Source organism: Binatus sp. (SeqCode), assembly GCF_035272065.1.
In the GTDB taxonomy this organism is placed as follows: domain Bacteria; phylum Desulfobacterota; class Binatia; order Binatales; family Binataceae; genus Binatus.
In genome coordinates this window covers 24,654-39,651 of record NZ_DATEQZ010000053.1, presented here as the reverse complement: position 1 = coordinate 39,651, position 14,998 = coordinate 24,654, and the positions used below count along the sequence as shown (strand labels likewise).

Annotated in this window: 20 protein-coding genes and 1 tRNA gene; 13 read left to right on the top strand and 8 right to left on the bottom strand. The window is 62.0% G+C overall.

Annotated features, from left to right (window positions below):
- The first annotated feature begins 27 nt into the window (after positions 1-27).
- Genes VJX68_RS10585 through grxC form a run of 7 tightly spaced genes read left to right on the top strand, consistent with a single transcriptional unit; the run spans position 28 to position 4,075 of the window.
- A complete protein-coding gene (locus VJX68_RS10585) occupies positions 28-762 on the top strand; it encodes a ComF family protein (protein ID WP_324095653.1) in 735 nt (244 codons plus the stop codon).
- Positions 759-1,067: a class I SAM-dependent methyltransferase gene (locus VJX68_RS10580; RefSeq protein ID WP_324095652.1), complete on the top strand. Its 309-nt coding sequence runs from the start codon at positions 759-761 to the stop codon at positions 1,065-1,067. The genes VJX68_RS10585 and VJX68_RS10580 overlap by 4 nt, the downstream gene beginning before the upstream one ends.
- A complete protein-coding gene (locus VJX68_RS10575; RefSeq protein WP_324095651.1) occupies positions 1,064-1,333 on the top strand; it encodes a hypothetical protein in 270 nt (89 codons plus the stop codon). Before VJX68_RS10580 ends, VJX68_RS10575 begins: the two co-directional genes overlap by 4 nt.
- Positions 1,333-2,367, top strand: coding sequence for a phosphoribosylformylglycinamidine cyclo-ligase (purM, locus tag VJX68_RS10570; RefSeq protein WP_324095650.1), 1,035 nt, complete (start codon positions 1,333-1,335; stop codon positions 2,365-2,367). The genes VJX68_RS10575 and purM overlap by 1 nt, the downstream gene beginning before the upstream one ends.
- Before the next feature lie 15 nt (positions 2,368-2,382).
- Positions 2,383-3,051: a phosphoribosylglycinamide formyltransferase gene (gene purN, locus VJX68_RS10565; RefSeq protein WP_324095649.1), complete on the top strand. Its 669-nt coding sequence runs from the start codon at positions 2,383-2,385 to the stop codon at positions 3,049-3,051.
- Between the two features lie 10 nt (positions 3,052-3,061).
- Positions 3,062-3,745 carry a TIGR04283 family arsenosugar biosynthesis glycosyltransferase gene (locus VJX68_RS10560; RefSeq protein ID WP_324095648.1) on the top strand — a complete coding sequence of 228 codons (684 nt, stop codon included), beginning with the start codon at positions 3,062-3,064 and terminating at the stop codon, positions 3,743-3,745.
- Positions 3,746-3,784: 39 nt separating this feature from the next.
- The gene (gene grxC, locus VJX68_RS10555) at positions 3,785-4,075 is read left to right on the top strand and encodes a glutaredoxin 3 (RefSeq protein WP_324095647.1); all 291 of its coding nucleotides are present in this window, start codon (positions 3,785-3,787) and stop codon (positions 4,073-4,075) included.
- 101 nt (positions 4,076-4,176) lie between these two features.
- Here grxC and VJX68_RS10550 read toward each other — a convergent pair whose 3' ends face one another.
- Complete coding sequence (locus VJX68_RS10550) at positions 4,177-4,620, bottom strand: hypothetical protein (RefSeq protein WP_324095646.1); 444 nt, start codon at positions 4,618-4,620, stop codon at positions 4,177-4,179.
- Between the two features lie 191 nt (positions 4,621-4,811).
- Here VJX68_RS10550 and VJX68_RS10545 point away from each other — a divergent pair, with 191 nt between their 5' ends.
- Positions 4,812-5,648: a hypothetical protein gene (locus VJX68_RS10545; RefSeq protein WP_324095645.1), complete on the top strand. Its 837-nt coding sequence runs from the start codon at positions 4,812-4,814 to the stop codon at positions 5,646-5,648.
- Here VJX68_RS10545 and VJX68_RS10540 read toward each other — a convergent pair.
- The 4 genes from VJX68_RS10540 to VJX68_RS10525 all read right to left on the bottom strand — a co-directional run bounded on the left by VJX68_RS10540 (position 5,645) and on the right by VJX68_RS10525 (position 7,393).
- Entirely contained in the window at positions 5,645-6,445 is an 801-nt protein-coding gene (locus VJX68_RS10540) for an alpha/beta fold hydrolase (protein WP_324095644.1), read from the bottom strand. The two genes, VJX68_RS10545 and VJX68_RS10540, sit on opposite strands and share 4 nt — an antisense overlap.
- 138 nt (positions 6,446-6,583) lie before the next feature.
- Complete coding sequence (locus VJX68_RS10535) at positions 6,584-6,916, bottom strand: HigA family addiction module antitoxin (protein ID WP_324095643.1); 333 nt, start codon at positions 6,914-6,916, stop codon at positions 6,584-6,586.
- An 18-nt stretch (positions 6,917-6,934) separates the two neighbouring features.
- The gene (locus VJX68_RS10530) at positions 6,935-7,210 is read right to left on the bottom strand and encodes a type II toxin-antitoxin system RelE/ParE family toxin (RefSeq protein WP_324095642.1); all 276 of its coding nucleotides are present in this window, start codon (positions 7,208-7,210) and stop codon (positions 6,935-6,937) included.
- Between the two features lie 106 nt (positions 7,211-7,316).
- Positions 7,317-7,393, bottom strand: a tRNA-Arg gene (locus tag VJX68_RS10525).
- 134 nt (positions 7,394-7,527) lie between these two features.
- Here VJX68_RS10525 and VJX68_RS10520 point away from each other — a divergent pair.
- Genes VJX68_RS10520 through VJX68_RS10505 form a run of 4 tightly spaced genes read left to right on the top strand, consistent with a single transcriptional unit; the run spans position 7,528 to position 11,174 of the window.
- Positions 7,528-8,187: a TetR/AcrR family transcriptional regulator gene (locus tag VJX68_RS10520; RefSeq protein WP_324095641.1), complete on the top strand. Its 660-nt coding sequence runs from the start codon at positions 7,528-7,530 to the stop codon at positions 8,185-8,187.
- Entirely contained in the window at positions 8,187-9,074 is an 888-nt protein-coding gene (locus VJX68_RS10515) for an efflux RND transporter periplasmic adaptor subunit (protein ID WP_324095640.1), read from the top strand. Before VJX68_RS10520 ends, VJX68_RS10515 begins: the two co-directional genes overlap by 1 nt.
- Entirely contained in the window at positions 9,031-10,038 is a 1,008-nt protein-coding gene (locus tag VJX68_RS10510; RefSeq protein ID WP_324095639.1) for an ATP-binding cassette domain-containing protein, read from the top strand. The genes VJX68_RS10515 and VJX68_RS10510 overlap by 44 nt, the downstream gene beginning before the upstream one ends.
- A gap of 11 nt (positions 10,039-10,049) precedes the next feature.
- Complete coding sequence (locus VJX68_RS10505) at positions 10,050-11,174, top strand: ABC transporter permease (protein ID WP_324095638.1); 1,125 nt, start codon at positions 10,050-10,052, stop codon at positions 11,172-11,174.
- 15 nt (positions 11,175-11,189) lie between these two features.
- Here VJX68_RS10505 and VJX68_RS10500 read toward each other — a convergent pair whose 3' ends face one another.
- Together VJX68_RS10500 and VJX68_RS10495 are read right to left on the bottom strand one after the other, a co-directional pair.
- Complete coding sequence (locus VJX68_RS10500) at positions 11,190-11,558, bottom strand: response regulator (RefSeq protein ID WP_324095637.1); 369 nt, start codon at positions 11,556-11,558, stop codon at positions 11,190-11,192.
- A gap of 15 nt (positions 11,559-11,573) precedes the next feature.
- On the bottom strand, positions 11,574-12,986 hold the full coding sequence (locus tag VJX68_RS10495; protein WP_324095636.1) for a two-component system sensor histidine kinase NtrB: 1,413 nt from the start codon (positions 12,984-12,986) through the stop codon (positions 11,574-11,576).
- A 168-nt stretch (positions 12,987-13,154) separates the two neighbouring features.
- Here VJX68_RS10495 and VJX68_RS10490 point away from each other — a divergent pair, with 168 nt between their 5' ends.
- Positions 13,155-13,457: a DUF1330 domain-containing protein gene (locus VJX68_RS10490; protein ID WP_324095635.1), complete on the top strand. Its 303-nt coding sequence runs from the start codon at positions 13,155-13,157 to the stop codon at positions 13,455-13,457.
- Between the two features lie 330 nt (positions 13,458-13,787).
- On the opposite strand, the gene VJX68_RS10485 is transcribed toward VJX68_RS10490, so the two are convergent.
- Positions 13,788-14,591, bottom strand: a complete 804-nt coding sequence (locus VJX68_RS10485; protein WP_324095634.1) for a PAS domain-containing response regulator — start codon at positions 14,589-14,591, stop codon at positions 13,788-13,790.
- Positions 14,592-14,998 lie beyond the last annotated feature (407 nt).

Below are 14,998 nucleotides of genomic sequence, written 5' to 3'. Positions count from 1 at the left end.
GGGCGCGGCCGGACGCATCAATCATATATGCCTGCGCTCGCCCAGGTTCTCGACTTTCTCTACCCGCCCCGATGCACTGCGTGCGGAACGGCGCTCGCGTCGGAACCCGGACGGCGCGTTTGCGCTCGATGCGTCGCGAGCGTCGAGCGGATGCCGGAACCGCGCTGCGAAGTCTGCGGAGGACCGCTCGAGTCCGCCGTCAGCGAGGCAATACGATGCGCCCGATGCCTTGCGCATCCGCCGCGCTATCGAACCGCACGGACTGTCGCGCGCTATCGAACCACGGCCGAAGATGAACCCGGCAGCCTGCCCGCGCTGATTCGCCGTCACAAGTACGGCCTGGATCAATCTGTCGGGCGCGCGCTGGTGGAATATATGGGCGACGAGCTGCCGGTGTCGGCCGGCGACTACGACGTCGTAATTCCGGTGCCGCTGCATTGGCGGCGCTTGTGGTGGCGCGGATTCAACCAGGCCGCGCTGCTGGCCGCCGAAGTCGCGCGGCGGCTCGATCTTCCGCTCGATACCACCGCGATTTCGCGCAAGCGATTTACGACACCGCAGACCGCGCGACATCACGACGAAAGAATCAGGAATGTGCGGCGCGCGTTCACGGTTACGCATCCTGAGCGCGTCAGGAATCGCAGCGTGCTGATCGTGGACGACGTGATGACGACAGGCGCCACCGTTGACGAATGCGCGCGCGTGCTGATCGCGGCGGGCGCGATATGCGTGGACGTATTCACGCTCGCGCGCGTGCTATGAGCGAGCCGCGGCGCGCCGAATGGGATGAGCGCCATCGCGACAAGCCGGCCGGCGAAGCTGAGCCGTTCCTGACCGCGATGCTCGCGCGAATTCCGCGCGGCGACGCGCTCGACGTCGCCGCAGGACGTGGGCGCAACGCACTCGCGCTCGCGCGGGCGGGTATGCGAGTGGTCGCGGTTGATTTCTCATCCGAAGCGATGCGTCTTCTTGCCGCGACTGCTAGGGCCGCACGCGTAGCCATCTGGCCCGTGGTCGCAAACTTGGATAGCTTCATCTCAAGGATGAATCTCTCGACGCCATCGTGAATATAAATTTTCTCGACCGCGCGCTGTTCCCGAAGTTTGAGCGTGCTCTTCGGCCCGGCGGCGTTTTGCTCGTAGATACGTTTCTCATTGATCAAGCTGCGATCGGTCACCCGCGCGATCCCCGCTTTCTGCTCGCTCGCGGTGAGCTGCGTGCGTTGGCAGACGGATTCGAGATCGAGGAATACCGCGAAGGTCTGGTCACCAACTCGAACGGCGCGCGCGCTTTTCGCGCGTCGATGCTGGCGCGGCGGAGGAAATGTAACTGATGGCGCCCGGGATGACGTACAAAGCGACCGGCGTCGATATCGCGTTGAAGCAGAGCCTGATTCCGCTCTTCGGTTCAATCGCGAAAACCACTTCGGGCGCTCATGTCATCGGCGGAGTCGGCGGATTCGGAGCGCTGATCGGACTCAACGGTGCTCGCAAGATGCGCGCGCCAGTGCTGGTCGCGGGAACAGACAGCGTCGGCACCAAGCTGATGATCGCGTTCGAGACCGAGCGTCACGACACCGTCGGCATCGACTGCGTCGCGATGTGCGTGAACGACATCATCTGCCACGCGGCGCGTCCGCTGTTTTTTCTCGATTACATCGGGTCCGGCAAGCTCGAAAAGAAGATCGCGCTCGACCTCGTCAAAGGCGTCGCGCGCGGATGCGATCAGGCCGGCATCAGCCTGGTCGGCGGCGAGACCGCGCAGCTCAGCGGATTGTACAAGCCCGGCGAATACGACCTGGCGGGATTCGCGGTGGGAATCGTCGAGCGCGCGCGAATCCCCGAGCCGTCCAACGTGCGCGCGGGCGACTTGCTGATCGGACTCGCATCGAGCGGACTTCATTCCAACGGCTTCTCACTGGTGCGCCGCGTTCTGCGACATGCAAAACTCAGGCTCGGCGCGCACATCGACGAGCTCGAATGCACGCTCGGCGAGGAACTCCTCCGTCCCACGATCATCTACGCGAAAGTTGTCGTCGAGCTGTTCGAGCGATTCAAAATAAACGGCCTTGCGAATATCACCGGCGGCGGCGTGCTCGAAAACGTGCCGCGCGTAATGCCCGCGAACGCCCGTGCAATCATCGAGCGGGGCAGTTGGCCGACTCCCCCGATTTTCGGCTTGATTCAGCGCCTCGGCAAAATTGCTCAGGCCGAGATGGATCGCACCTTCAATAACGGCCTGGGGATGGTCGCGATCGCGCCGGCGCGTGAGGCTGATCGCGTCGTCGCTCATTTGCGCCGCCGCGAATTGGCGGCCTATGTTGTCGGCGAAGTAGCGCGCGGCAAGCGCGGAGTGTCGATTCGCTGAGCCGCGACTAATCCGATGGCGGAAAATCCGACGGTCAAACTCGGCGTCCTGATTTCCGGTTCCGGCACCAATCTGCAAGCTATCATCGACGCGATTCTGCGCGGCGATCTCAAGGCCGAAATCCGCCTCGTCGTATCCAATCGCGCCGACGCGCAGGGTCTCGAGCGCGCCCGCCGCCGCGGAATCGAGACGGCGGTCATCGACCATCGCAAGTTTCCGTCGCGCGAGGACTTCGACCGCACTATCCTCGCCGCGCTGCGCGATCACTCTGTCGAACTTGTTGCACTGGCGGGCTTCATGCGCCTGCTGTCGTCCGTGATGCTCGACGCGTTTCCCGGCCGCATCATGAATATTCACAACAGCCTGCTGCCGTCGTTTCCCGGCATCCACGGGCCGAAGGATGCGATTGAATACGGGGTCAAGATCGCAGGATGCACCGTTTTCTTCGTCACGCCCGGCGTCGATGTCGGTCCGGTGATCGTGCAAGCCGCTGTGCCCGTGCTGCCGAGCGATGACGAACAACGCCTCGCAGCGCGCATCCTGCAGCAGGAGCATCGCATCTTTCCGCACGCGATCGCTTTGTTCCAGCAGGGACGTCTCGAAATTGAGGGGCGCCGCGTCATCATCAAGGGTGATTCGTCCACGCCGAATTCCTCGCCGTTGGTAAATCCTCCGGTGGATTGATTTCGCAAAAGTGAAAACTCTTTCGGTAGTCGTGCCGATGCTCAACGAGGCGGCCACGATCGCGAGCACGCTGGACGCGATCCGCCGCGGCGCTCCCGACGCGGAGATCGTCGTTGTGGACGGCGGCAGCATCGACGAGTGCGTCGCGACTGCGCGGCCGTTATGCGACACGGTGATCGGCGCGTCGCGCGGCCGGGCGCTGCAAATGAACGCCGGCGCACGCGCGTCGCATGGCGACGTATTGGTTTTCGTGCACGCTGATACGATCGTGCCATCGACCTTTGCGGCTGATATCGCGTCGGCGCTGTCGGATCCCGCGGTGGTCGGCGGACGCTTCGACGTGAAGCTCGACGCGGGCGCCCTGCCCTACCGGATTATCGGCGCGATGATCAGCCTGCGTTCGCGAATCAGCCGGACCGGCACGGGCGACCAGGCGATCTTCGTGCGGCGCGACGTCTTCGAGCGACTCGGTGAATTCCCCGAACTGGAGCTATGCGAAGACCTCGAATTCTCCCGACGCATGAAGCGCGCCGGACACGTCGCATGCCTGCGCGCGCGCGTGACGACCTCGGCACGGCGATGGAGTCGCGATGGACTCATGCGCACAGTCGCCAGGATGTGGCTGATTCGCGCGATGTACCTGATGGGCGTGCCCCCCGCTCGTCTCAAACGGATGTACGCCGACACCCGCTAGCAGATTGTACGCTGGACAGAGGTTCTCGCGCAGATAACAATGGCTCAAGCGAGGTGCGACGTGGCGAAAGTCGAGGTTTACACAACCACCTACTGCCCGTTCTGCACGCGGGCCAAGAGCCTGCTCAAGAGCAAAGGCGTCGCGTTCGATGAAGTCGACGTGACCGACGACGACGAGTTGCGCGCGAAGATGATCGAGATGTCCGGCGGACGGCGCACGGTGCCCGAAATTTTCATCAACGGCAAGATTGTCGGCGGCTTCGACGAATTGAAGGCGCTCAACGACTCGGGAAAGCTCGACGGCCTGCTCGCCGAATCGGCGCCCGCCTGAAACCTCACGACCCGGCATCAACGATAGCAAACAAAGACTGGCGCATCGCGGACTGGTTTGCCGCGACGCGCCCGTTTTCGATCTAACTTTATCGCGAGCCGCTAGTTGCCGGTCGGCGACGCGACCATTCCCTCGTTCATGTGATGCAGGGCTTCGCGGTCAACCGACGAGTCGTATTTGATCGCCTTCGCGGTAACCGTGATCTGTGAGCCGTCGGCCGACGTCGTCTGGTTCTCGTCGACTATCGCGTCTATCGTGTCAGGCCATTTTGCGAAGGCCATCGCCTTCAGCTTGTCGCTGATCTTCGCCTCGTCGATCGCGTCAGGCGTGAACGGCTCCGTATAAGTCAGTTCGCCAAGCTCCGAGTATGGTTTGCCGGCCGCCGGCGCTTCGGTGGTGACCCAGATGTGCGCCATGTCGACCCGATGCTCGAACACCTGCTGTTTTTGTACTTCCTGCTGACGAGCAGCTTCCATGGCGCCGCAGGCGGAAAGCCCCAGCGCCAACCCAATCGCCAACAATGTTAGAATTTTCGATGAACGCATGTTCTTTCCCCGTAGGTCCCCATCTATCTGATTTCAATTATAACCACGCCGCCGCAGATGTCTAATCGTGGCCTGCCGCGCCCCGGCTCGCATTTTATTTCACCGAATGGCACCACCGGGCAAGCGATTCGGTGGCACTCCGAGCGCCCGCTACTCTGTCGAGCGTTCGCCGCGCCCGGTAGTATTCCGGCGTGACCAGATTCGCCGCCTGCTTCATCCTCGTCTTCGGAGAACTCGCCTGGGGCGGCCTCTTTGCGCTGGCGATTCCGCCGTTCTTCAAGGTCGAGCGCGGCTTTTACAAATCGAGCGCCTCGGTTTACCTCGCAGCATCGATCACGACCGCCGCCGGCCTTGGGTTGCTGGCGTTGCGCGGCGGCGTGTCCGCAGGACCGGGCGCGGGTTCATTGTGGACGGCGTCCGCGCTGTGGACCCTGTCAAGCGCTGCCGACGCCGTTTATCTCTACACGCTTTGGACCGAGAACGGCCTGCTTCGCGCGCGAGCCTACGCGCTTGGCCTAGGACTCGGCCTTGCCGCGCTGATTGCCAACGTGACGATTCTGATGCCGTCCGGCTTCGGCGCGGTCGTCGCCGTCACTTACGGAGTTACCGCCATAACCTCTGCGCTGGTGCTGGGGTTGGTGAGCGGTGCGATGCTGTTCGGCCATTGGTACCTCATCGATCTCGAGATGCCGGTCGACTACCTGCGCACCTTCGTCCGGCTGCTGGGAATCGTGCTGGTCGCGGACCTAGTCGCGCTCGGACTCGCGATCGGACTGCCAGTAATCCTTGGCAGCGCGAGTGCCGCGGCGGCCGTGCATGAGCTATTCATCTCGCATCTCGGACTGCTGGCGGTTCGGCTGATACTCGGCCCGATCGCGACGATGGTGCTGGTCTGGATGTGCTGGCAGACGCTGAAAATCCCGCAAACGATGGCGGCAACCGGCCTGCTGTATATCGCAGTGATGTCGGTACTGGTCGGCGAAATGCTCGGCCGCTTCATCCTGTTCCGAACCGCAATCCCGCTCTAGGGCACGCTTGCCAGGAAGCTCGCGATGGCATCGAGCGTTTGCTCGGGTTGCTCGAGCCAGAAGCAATGCCCGGCGGGTTCGAGAACTACGAGCTGCGCTCCTTTGATGCGCTCCGCGATAATCCGCGAGTTTTCCCATGCGATAAGCGCGTCGTCCCTGCCCGCGATCACCAGCGTCGGACAGTGAATCTGTGGGAGCCGATCGTAGGCATCGTGCTCGGCGGCCGCCTTCATCCGGCGCGCGAACGCCCGCGAGTCAATCGGCCGCTGGCGTCGCGCCTCGATCATCGACGTGATGATTTCCGGATGCTGCGCGAGGTAGCTCTTGCTAAACCCCGCCTCCGCCAATGCCTTGCCGCGCTCTTCGGCCGTCATCGATTGAGTCGAGTATGCGCTCGCCAAGGCGCCGCCGCCGAGGCGAACCGCCCTGGGTCCACCCGCGGTGGTGCATCCGAGCACAAGAGATCGAATCTTCTGCGGATGCCGTAGCGCGAGCTCCTGCGCGATCATCCCGCCCATCGAGACTCCGACCACGTGGGCCGGAGAGATGCCGAGATGGTCCATCAGGCCGGCGGTATCATCCGCCAGCATCGCGATACTGTACGGCACGTCGGGCTTGTCGCTCAGCCCGGAGCCGCGCTGGTCGAACGTGAGGACGCGATAATTGTCGGCAAACGCCGACGCGAGGCTGGCGAACATGGTCTTGTCGCCCTGCGCGCCATGAATCATGACCACCGGCGCGCCGCCGCCACGAAGTTCGTAGGCAAGATCAATTCCGTCGATACGCGCGCGTTCCATCTGTCCTCGGCCAGCTCGCGGATGCCCCGTTAATACATCAGCTCCAGGTAAAGCGCGAGGACTACACGCTCTTCGCCATCTTCTCCGCAACCAGCGCATTCAAGCTGACGCCCCTGCACGGTGCCGACACGACTGAATCTATTCCTCTCTTAGCGTCGGGATTCTCTTCAGATCTTCGGCCAGCCGCTGCGTCGCTTCCCATACGTCATGACGCGCTTGCAGATTCAGCCACAAATCGGGCCCGTTGCCACAGAGCTTGCCGAGTCGCACGGCCATGTCGGCAGTCACCGCGGCCTTACCTTCCATCACGCGATAGAGGGCCTGGCGGCTCACTCCCAGCAGGAGGGCGATCTCTCCGACCGTGCGCCGCTGACGCCGAAACTCGGGCAGAATATTACGCTCGAAGAAGACGCCCGGATGCACCGGCGGCCGGGTGATCTTATCGCGCTGAACAACAAATTCCTGGGTCATAGCCAGTACCTCAAAATTCTAGAGATATTGCTCCAAATCAACTCGTAAGGCTCTTGGCGCACCCCACTCGAACGTGATGCACCAGGGTCCGTTCACGTGGATGCTGTGGCGGATTGGCTTTCCTTTCAGCGGATGCAGGCTGAAGCCCGGAAGATTGAGGTCCTTCAGATTGTTCGCCGCTTCCAACGCGTCCAGCACGTCAGTGCATCTTTGGGCCAGCCTGGAATCGACCTTCGCGCTGTGTCCGGCTTCATGCAGCTCCTTGAGCCCCTTACTCCGGAAACTTTCGATCACGCTCACAATGTAACGCTGCGCGCGTCATGTGTCAAGTCTGACATTACATGAGTGCAGCGGATGGGGGTTGCCGCCGTGGCATTCCGTGAACCGCGCATCTGAACGATGGCGCGCCCGGAGGGATTCGAACCCCCAACCCTCAGATCCGAAGTCTGATGCTCTATCCAGTTGAGCTACGGGCGCTGGCTTTGGTGGACTCTCGAACTCGACGAGTCTAGGCAGGCATTACGGGACGCGCAACTGACCCCAAGCGTCAGGCGGCGTGGCCGTTGACTCGCATCCGGGCGCGGTAAAGTATATGACTGACTGGTCAGTTTATGAACAGAACAAGCGCAAATTCGGCTAAAATCACCAATGGCCACCCCTTTCACGCTTACGACGAGCAGGCCGCCAAGCGCCAGCGTATCCTCGCCGCTGCGCTCAAGCTCTTCGCGCACGAGCCTTACCAGGCCGTCACGATGGACCGCGTCGCCGAGGCTGCCGGGGTCGCCAAAGGAACGCTATATCTCTACTTTCCGTCGAAAGACGCGCTCTATCTTGGCGTCTTGAGCGACGGGCTCGACACCGCGTATCGCACTTATCAGGCCAGCGCCGACCCCAAGCTGCCGGTGGTCGAGCGGCTGCGCCGGTCGATCGGCGTGATGGTGGAGTTCTTCGATCAGCGGCGCGATTTTCTTCAGTTCTACGCGACCGAAGAACCACGGCTGGGGGAGGCGCGCAATCGCATTATCGAGGGTTCGCGCGAACGCGCTTTTAATTTTTTCGCATCGCTAATCGAAGAAGGAATCCGCATAGGGGTGTTCACGCGAGTCGATCCGCGCCTGGCGACCTTCACCATCCAGGGCGCGATTCGTTCGCTGCTGTTGTACTACGGCCCCAGCCGCCCGGTCTCCGAGATAAGCCGCGAGTTGGGCAACCTGATCCTGCGCGCGCTCGGCGCTAGCCCGGCGGATCACTTCAAGCCGGTGCATTCGTAATGATCCGAACCCTCGTTCGCCGCCTCATTCGGTTTGGAATCCTGGCCGGGGTCGTGGCCGGGTTTTATTTTTTCGGACGCGCCTACTTGTGGCCGCCCGAGGATCGTTCGACGATCAAGGTCGTCGGCATGGTCGAAGCGCCCGAGGTGAATATCACCAGCCGGATCGGCGGCCGTATCAAGCAACTCGATCTGCTCGAGGGTGACCACGTCGGGAAGGGACAGGTCGTCGCCCTGATCGAGGATATCGATCTGAGAAACCAGCTCGCCAAGTCGAACGCCGATCTCGCTCATGCGCAGGCCAACCTGGCGCAGGCGCGGCGCGACCTCGTGCGCGATGAAGCTCTGGCGAAAGCAAACGTGATTGCGACCAAGACTCGCGACGACGCCATCACCACCGTCGAGCAGGACGAGGCCGATGTGTTAAGCGCGCAGGCCAACGCCAAGTTTTACGCCGATCAAATCGTGGACACCGAGATAAAGTCGCCGGTCGACGGCGTCATCGTCAGCAAGGCGCTCGAAGTCGGCGAATGGGTGACGCCGGGGGTGCCGATTCTCACCGTCGACGACCTCTCGACGATTTGGGCGCGCGTCGATGTCGAAGAGACCGACCTCGGCTCGCTCTACATCGGCAAGTCGGCGCAGGTCGAATTGCCGACGACGCCGCCGCAGATTTTTACCGGCCGCGTGATGGCCATCGGGCAGGAAGGCGAGTTTGCGACCGAGCGCGACGTGCGTCGCGGGCGCCAGGACATTCGCACGTTTTACGTCAAGGTCCAGGTGTTGCAAGCGGAAGGCGAACTCAAACCGGGGATGACAGCGGAAGTCACTTTTCCGCGCAACGATGGAACCCGACTCACCAGCAATACAAACCAAAGACCTGACTAAGCGCTTCGGCACTTTCACCGCGGTTGACAAGGTCAACTTCGAGGTCCGGCGCGGCGAGGTCTTCGGACTGCTGGGGCCCAACGGCGCCGGCAAGACGACCATTGTGCGGATGCTCACGACGCTCATAACGCTGAGCGACGGCCATGCTTTCGTCGCCGGCTTCGATGTCGCGCGCTATCCGCGCCAGGTGCGCGAGAACATCGGCGTCATTCCGCAGGCGCTCACCTCGGATCTCGATCTGACAGGATGGGAGAACGTCGATATCTACGGCGAGTTCTTCGGCCTGTCGCGGCGCGAGCGCCGCGAGCGCGGACATCGTCTGCTGCATATGGTCGGGTTGACCGAGCGCGCGAACGATCTGGTCGCGACATACTCCGGCGGGATGCGCCGTCGGCTGGAGATTGCGCGCGGCCTGATTCACTCGCCCGACGTGCTGTTCCTCGACGAGCCGACCATCGGACTCGACCCGCAAAGCCGCCGCGCCGTGCACGACCTGCTCGAGACGTTGCGCGAGGAAAGCGAGATTACCATCTCGCTCACAACGCATTACATGGACGAGGCGGAGTCGCTGTGCGATCGGATCGCAATTGTAGATGGCGGCAAGATAATCGCGCTCGACACGCCGGTAGGTCTCAAATCTATGGTGCCGGGTGCGGACCGGATCGATCTGGTGGTCGAGAAGAATCCCGCCGCTATCGCAGAGATGCTGCGGCCGATGCCGTATCTGCGCGAGGTGAATCTCGACGGCGGCAACCGATTGCAGCTTTCGTCCAATGACGGCGCGCGGGCGATCCCGAAGGTTCTCGAAGCCATCGACAGCGCCGGCGACCACGTAACTTCGATCACCGTCCAGAAACTCTCGCTCGAAGACGTCTTTATCCACTTCACCGGGCGCACACTCCGTGACGAGCCGGCCAAGAAGGTCAGCCTGTTCGTGGGAGCAGGGATGCCGCAGCAGCGCTGAGGAGGCCGCCGATGTTCGGGCTCAAATTCCTCGCAGTCATGCGCCGCGACCTCAAGAAGCTGACGCGCAATCCCATCACGCTGATCTCGGTCATCCTGATGCCGATCGTTTACCTCGTGATCATCGGCAACTCCTTCCAGGGCCAGCTCAAGCATCTGCCAATCGTCGTCGTTGAGCAGGATCACGGACTCTACGCGCGCCGAATCGTCGAACAGTTGCTCGCGCTGCAGGCGGGACCGAAGACCGTCGACGTCACCTTCGAGAGCGACCCCGGCAGCGCGGTGGACGAAGTGCGCGACGGGCTCTACAAGGGCGTCGTCGTCATCCCGCCCGACTTCAGCCACGCCGTCGCCGAAGGCCGCATCGCGCAGATCGGATTGTTCACCGACAACGTCGACAGCATCAGCTCGCAGACGCTCGAAGGCGTGCTCGACCAGGCTGCCGCCACCATCAAGGTTGCCTACGTCACCGCGCGCGAGCCCAAGCTCAACGGCATCTCGCTGCGTCCGAGCTGGCTGTTCCCGTACGTGGATTACGATCGCTCGCTAATCCCCGGCGTCATCGTGATGGCCATCTTCATGGGCTCTCTGATGTCGGGCGTGTTCAACTGGGTGATGGACAAATTCATGGGGGTCACCGAATGCTACCTGGTGACGCCGCTCTCACGATGGGACATCGCCGGCGGCATCCTGGCCAGCGGCGTGACGGTGACCAGCATCGGCGGCGTACTGGTATTGTTTCTGGGCCTGATGATCACGCGCGGGCGAATCCTCGGCGGAGTAACAGCTCTTGCGATGCTGGTGGGAATAATCGTCATCAGCGCGACCGGCCTGCTCGCGATGACGTTCTCGATGCTCGGCCGCGCGGGCCATCCGCGCCTGGTCGGGACTTTCTCGGGATTTCTGAACGTGATCCTGTTTTTCCCGAGCGGCGCGATCTATCCGGTCGAAAGTTTCCCGCCGTGGCTGCGAGCCTTCGCGCACTTCAATCCCGAAACCCATTCGGTGAGCGCGATCAAACAAATCCTGTTCAAGGGCGCCGACTTCACCGCCGTGAGCGGCGACATCGCATTCCTGCTGGTCTTCATGGTCCTGATGCTGGTGCTGGCGAGCGTGTCGTTCAAGCGGACGTTGTAATTCGGCCGCCTATCATCACCGGGCGAGCGCTTCGGCGATCACGCGTTGCAGGGCGATAATCGAGACCGGCTTCAGAAGCGATAGGTTCGCGCCCGCTGCCTTCGCCGCTTCGTTGAGCTCGGGGGTGTTGTGTCCCGACATCACTATGACCGGTGTGGTCTGCGACTTCGCGCGAATGTGTCGGATGATCTCGATACCGCTGGTGTCGGGCAGGCTCAAGTCCGTGATCACCAGGTCGGGCGACTCGGCGTCGATAAGCTGGATTGCCTCGCTGGCGTCGAAAGCGGCGATACATCGATGGCCCGCGCGCTCGAGCAGCCGCACGTACGCGTCCACGAGATCGCGTTCGTCGTCCACGATCAGAATTTTCGCTTGCGTGGCCATCGGCGCGGAAATCCGCTAGCGGCCCGACTGATTGCTTCGCGCCACGGCGATTTGCGGCGGCGCCGACTCGCGCGGGGGCTGCGCCACGCGTCCCGCCGACGGCTCGCTCATCGTCGGCAGCGTTATCGCGAATGTGGCGCCTTTGCCCTTCACCGATTCCACCGCGACACTACCGCCGTGATCCTGGATTATCCGCTGGCTGAGCCACAGGCCGAGGCCAGTCCCCTTCGCCTTGGTCGTGAAAAACGGCTGAAACAGTTTCGCGAGCACGTCTTTCTCGATTCCGGCACCGTCGTCCGAGATTGACAACCTGAGATGACCGGCGCGGCCCGGCGCCGGCGCAGTCTCGATTCGTATCAGGCGCGCACCCGCATCGCGCGCATTCAGAATAAAGTTTATCAGCACCTGCTCGACGCCCGTCGGCTCGGCCATCACCGGCGGCAGCGAGCGGTCGAGGCTGGTTTCGTATCGCAGCAAGCCACCCTTGGACTCGGCGCCGACTATCAGCATCGCATCTTCGACCGCCACGTTCATGTCCACCGCTTGCCGCGCGCCCGGGCGCTGGCGCGCCAGCGAGAGCATATTGTGCGAGATGCGGCTGGCGCGCTCGATATTTTTTTGCAGGACCAGCAGATCGTCGCGCGTCTGGACGCTGAGATCCTGATCCGACGCGAGCATCAACTCGATTCGCGACGCCATCACGGCCAGCGGGTTGTTCAACTCGTGCGCGATTCCGGCCGCCACCGCGGCCAGCGCATCCACCGTTTCGTTGCGGCGGGCCTCACGTTCCATCGCACGGCGCTCGGTAATGTCGGTGATGAACGCGATCACCAGCTTGCCGCGATGCGTATGCACGACGTTGAGGCTGATCTCGACGGGAAATTCGCTGCCGTCTTTGCGGCGCCCCGCAATTTCCATCCCGCGGCCCATCTTGCGGGACTTTGGCGCCGCGAAAAATGCGCTGCGATGCGCCTCGTGGCGATAGTGGAAACGCTGCGGCACCAGGACTTCTATCGGCTGACCCACCAGTTCCATTTCGTGGTAACCGAACATCTCCTGCCCGCGCGGATTGAGCTGGCGAATCATGCCGTTGCTGTCGGCCGAGATAATCCCCTCGACCGACGACTCGAAGTAGCCGCGTGCGCGCACGAGCGCTTCCTCGCGCGCCGCGACCGAGATGCGAATCGTCTTCATGTAACGGGCGGCGACCAGGTAGAGCAGCAGCGCGTTCACGCCTACGAACATCAGCCGGTTGAGGGTGTACGAATGCGCCGGCATCAGCGATAGCACGCGATCGGAAACCGCGACCCAGATAAGGCCGCCGAGCGCGTAGTAAAGCGCGATTCGAACCGGCCGGCTGCGGTACAGCGGCACGTGATTCAACGCGCCGTGTTCGGTGAGTTTGGTCGAGCCGTTATCGTGCGCCATCAGACCGGTTACTGTAGTCTTCCGGCGCGCTCCAAGGTAGCGGATCAAGAAAGGCGATGCTGCTCCGTAGGACGCGCCAAAATCGGCGCTTTCCCCCGGCTGGTAATCACTGATACAGAAGCTTTGTCACGCCACGATGAAATTCAAAGGTGCGAAGGAGGATCGTTAATGCCCGCGTATCTCATCGCACAGGTCACGATCCATGACTCCGCTGAGTACGAGAAATACCTCGCCGGTTTCATGGAAGCTTTTGCCCCATTTGAGGGCCGTGTGCTGGTGGCGGCCGACCACGTCGACGTGCTTGAAGGAACTTGGCTCCAAACTCACACGGTCGTCCTCGAATTTCCCTCGATGGAACACGCCAGGCGTTGGTACGAATCCCCGGGTTACCGATCGATCGTGCAGCACCGCTTTAAGGCCGCGACATCTAATCTCGTCCTGGTCCGTGGCTATGAGGTACCCAACCGATAGTTACCGCTGCGATCTTGTAGGCGTCGTCTTCCAGTGAGTTCGAGTCCTTGACCACACTCGCTGGATGATGGCGCCTTTTCTTTTTTCCAGCTTCATGCGGAGACTACCCCTTTGTCTGGTAGTTACCGACTGCGCTAGTGCTCTAGCGCTAATTTAGCTTCGGAATTCCTCCCTAGTTTTGCCGTTTCTGATCCGCAACCAGCGACGCGGGTGTGCCACACTCTTCGCCACCGAAAAGTCCCTTGGATGTGTAAGAGATGAACGCATCGCCGACTGCCTGGAGGTCTTGCGACACGACAACGACAGCTTGTCCAGGTCGTGGGATGCGCGTTAGTGGATGCTCAGGTGCGAGGCGTGCCGCGGCGGGTGGGACTCGTCGCGCGCACTTGCGACGCTGGCCTCGCGAGTCACCGCGGCAATCGCAGTTGCGATACAGACCACGTTGGATACCGCGCCATCGGCGTCACGCATCGGCAGTATGGTCATCGCTACCGGTATCTCGGCGCCGTCGCTGCGGACTTGCAGCGTCGGGAACCGAGGCACGATTTCCCCATCGAGAGCCCGCTCATGCTGTCGGCGGATTTCGTTGCGCCACCCGGCCGGCAGCAGGATTTCGTTGGTAAGTCCAACGATTTCGACATCAGCGTACCCATACATCCGGCGCGCCGCTGCGTTAATCGCCGTGATGGTCCCGGCCGAGTCCACGGTGTAAACCCCGTCGGGAATCGAGTTGACGATCATCGCCATCAACTCGTGGAAATCTTCGCGCCGCTTGCTCTCAATCGCCGCCCCTGTCACTGCGGCAAGCTCATCGAAGCCGTCGGGCTTGAGCAGGTACTGATACAAGCCGTGCTTGAACGCACCCGCCACCACCTCTTCGCCGCCGTTGCCGGTGAGCATGATTACCCGGCTCCGCGGCCATCGCTCACGCACGCGCTGGAGGACCGACAAGCCGTCGCTCCACCCCAGCCAATAGTCTGTGATCACGATATCGCAGCCGTCGCGTTTGAGGTGCTCATTCAAGCCGATCGGATCGTCAGCGGCGAGTATCTGCGCACCCGGGAAAGCGCGCCGGAGCCGGGCCTGGATAACCATCCGATCGGTAGGGTTGTCTTCCACCAGCAACAAGTACACTCGAAAAATCCTCGCGCCTGCCGTCGCGCAGCTGCACGTCACAGAGGAGCAATCACCATGCCGACACAGATGGCTCCTGGAGCATCTGAAAAGGGCGAGAATCAGTAACGAGAAATCGCGAGAAGCGCGAAGCTGTCAATCGATTGTTCCGCAACTGGCCAACCCGCGTCCCTTTATGACACATCTTCCGCTCCAAGAGAGCTTTGCATAACGTTGGCAGACGGTCAGAGCAAAGGCGGAATCTTGAATCGCGCGCGAAAAATGCGCGCTGGATAAGGACCCTCACCTTCGATCCTCTCCCTTGCAGGGAGAGGGGAAGAGGCGACGAGCAGTTATGCAAAACTCTCCTCCACGGAGTGGGTTTCTCGCTCAATGGTATGGGTTCGTTCCGGACAGATTCCGAAGAT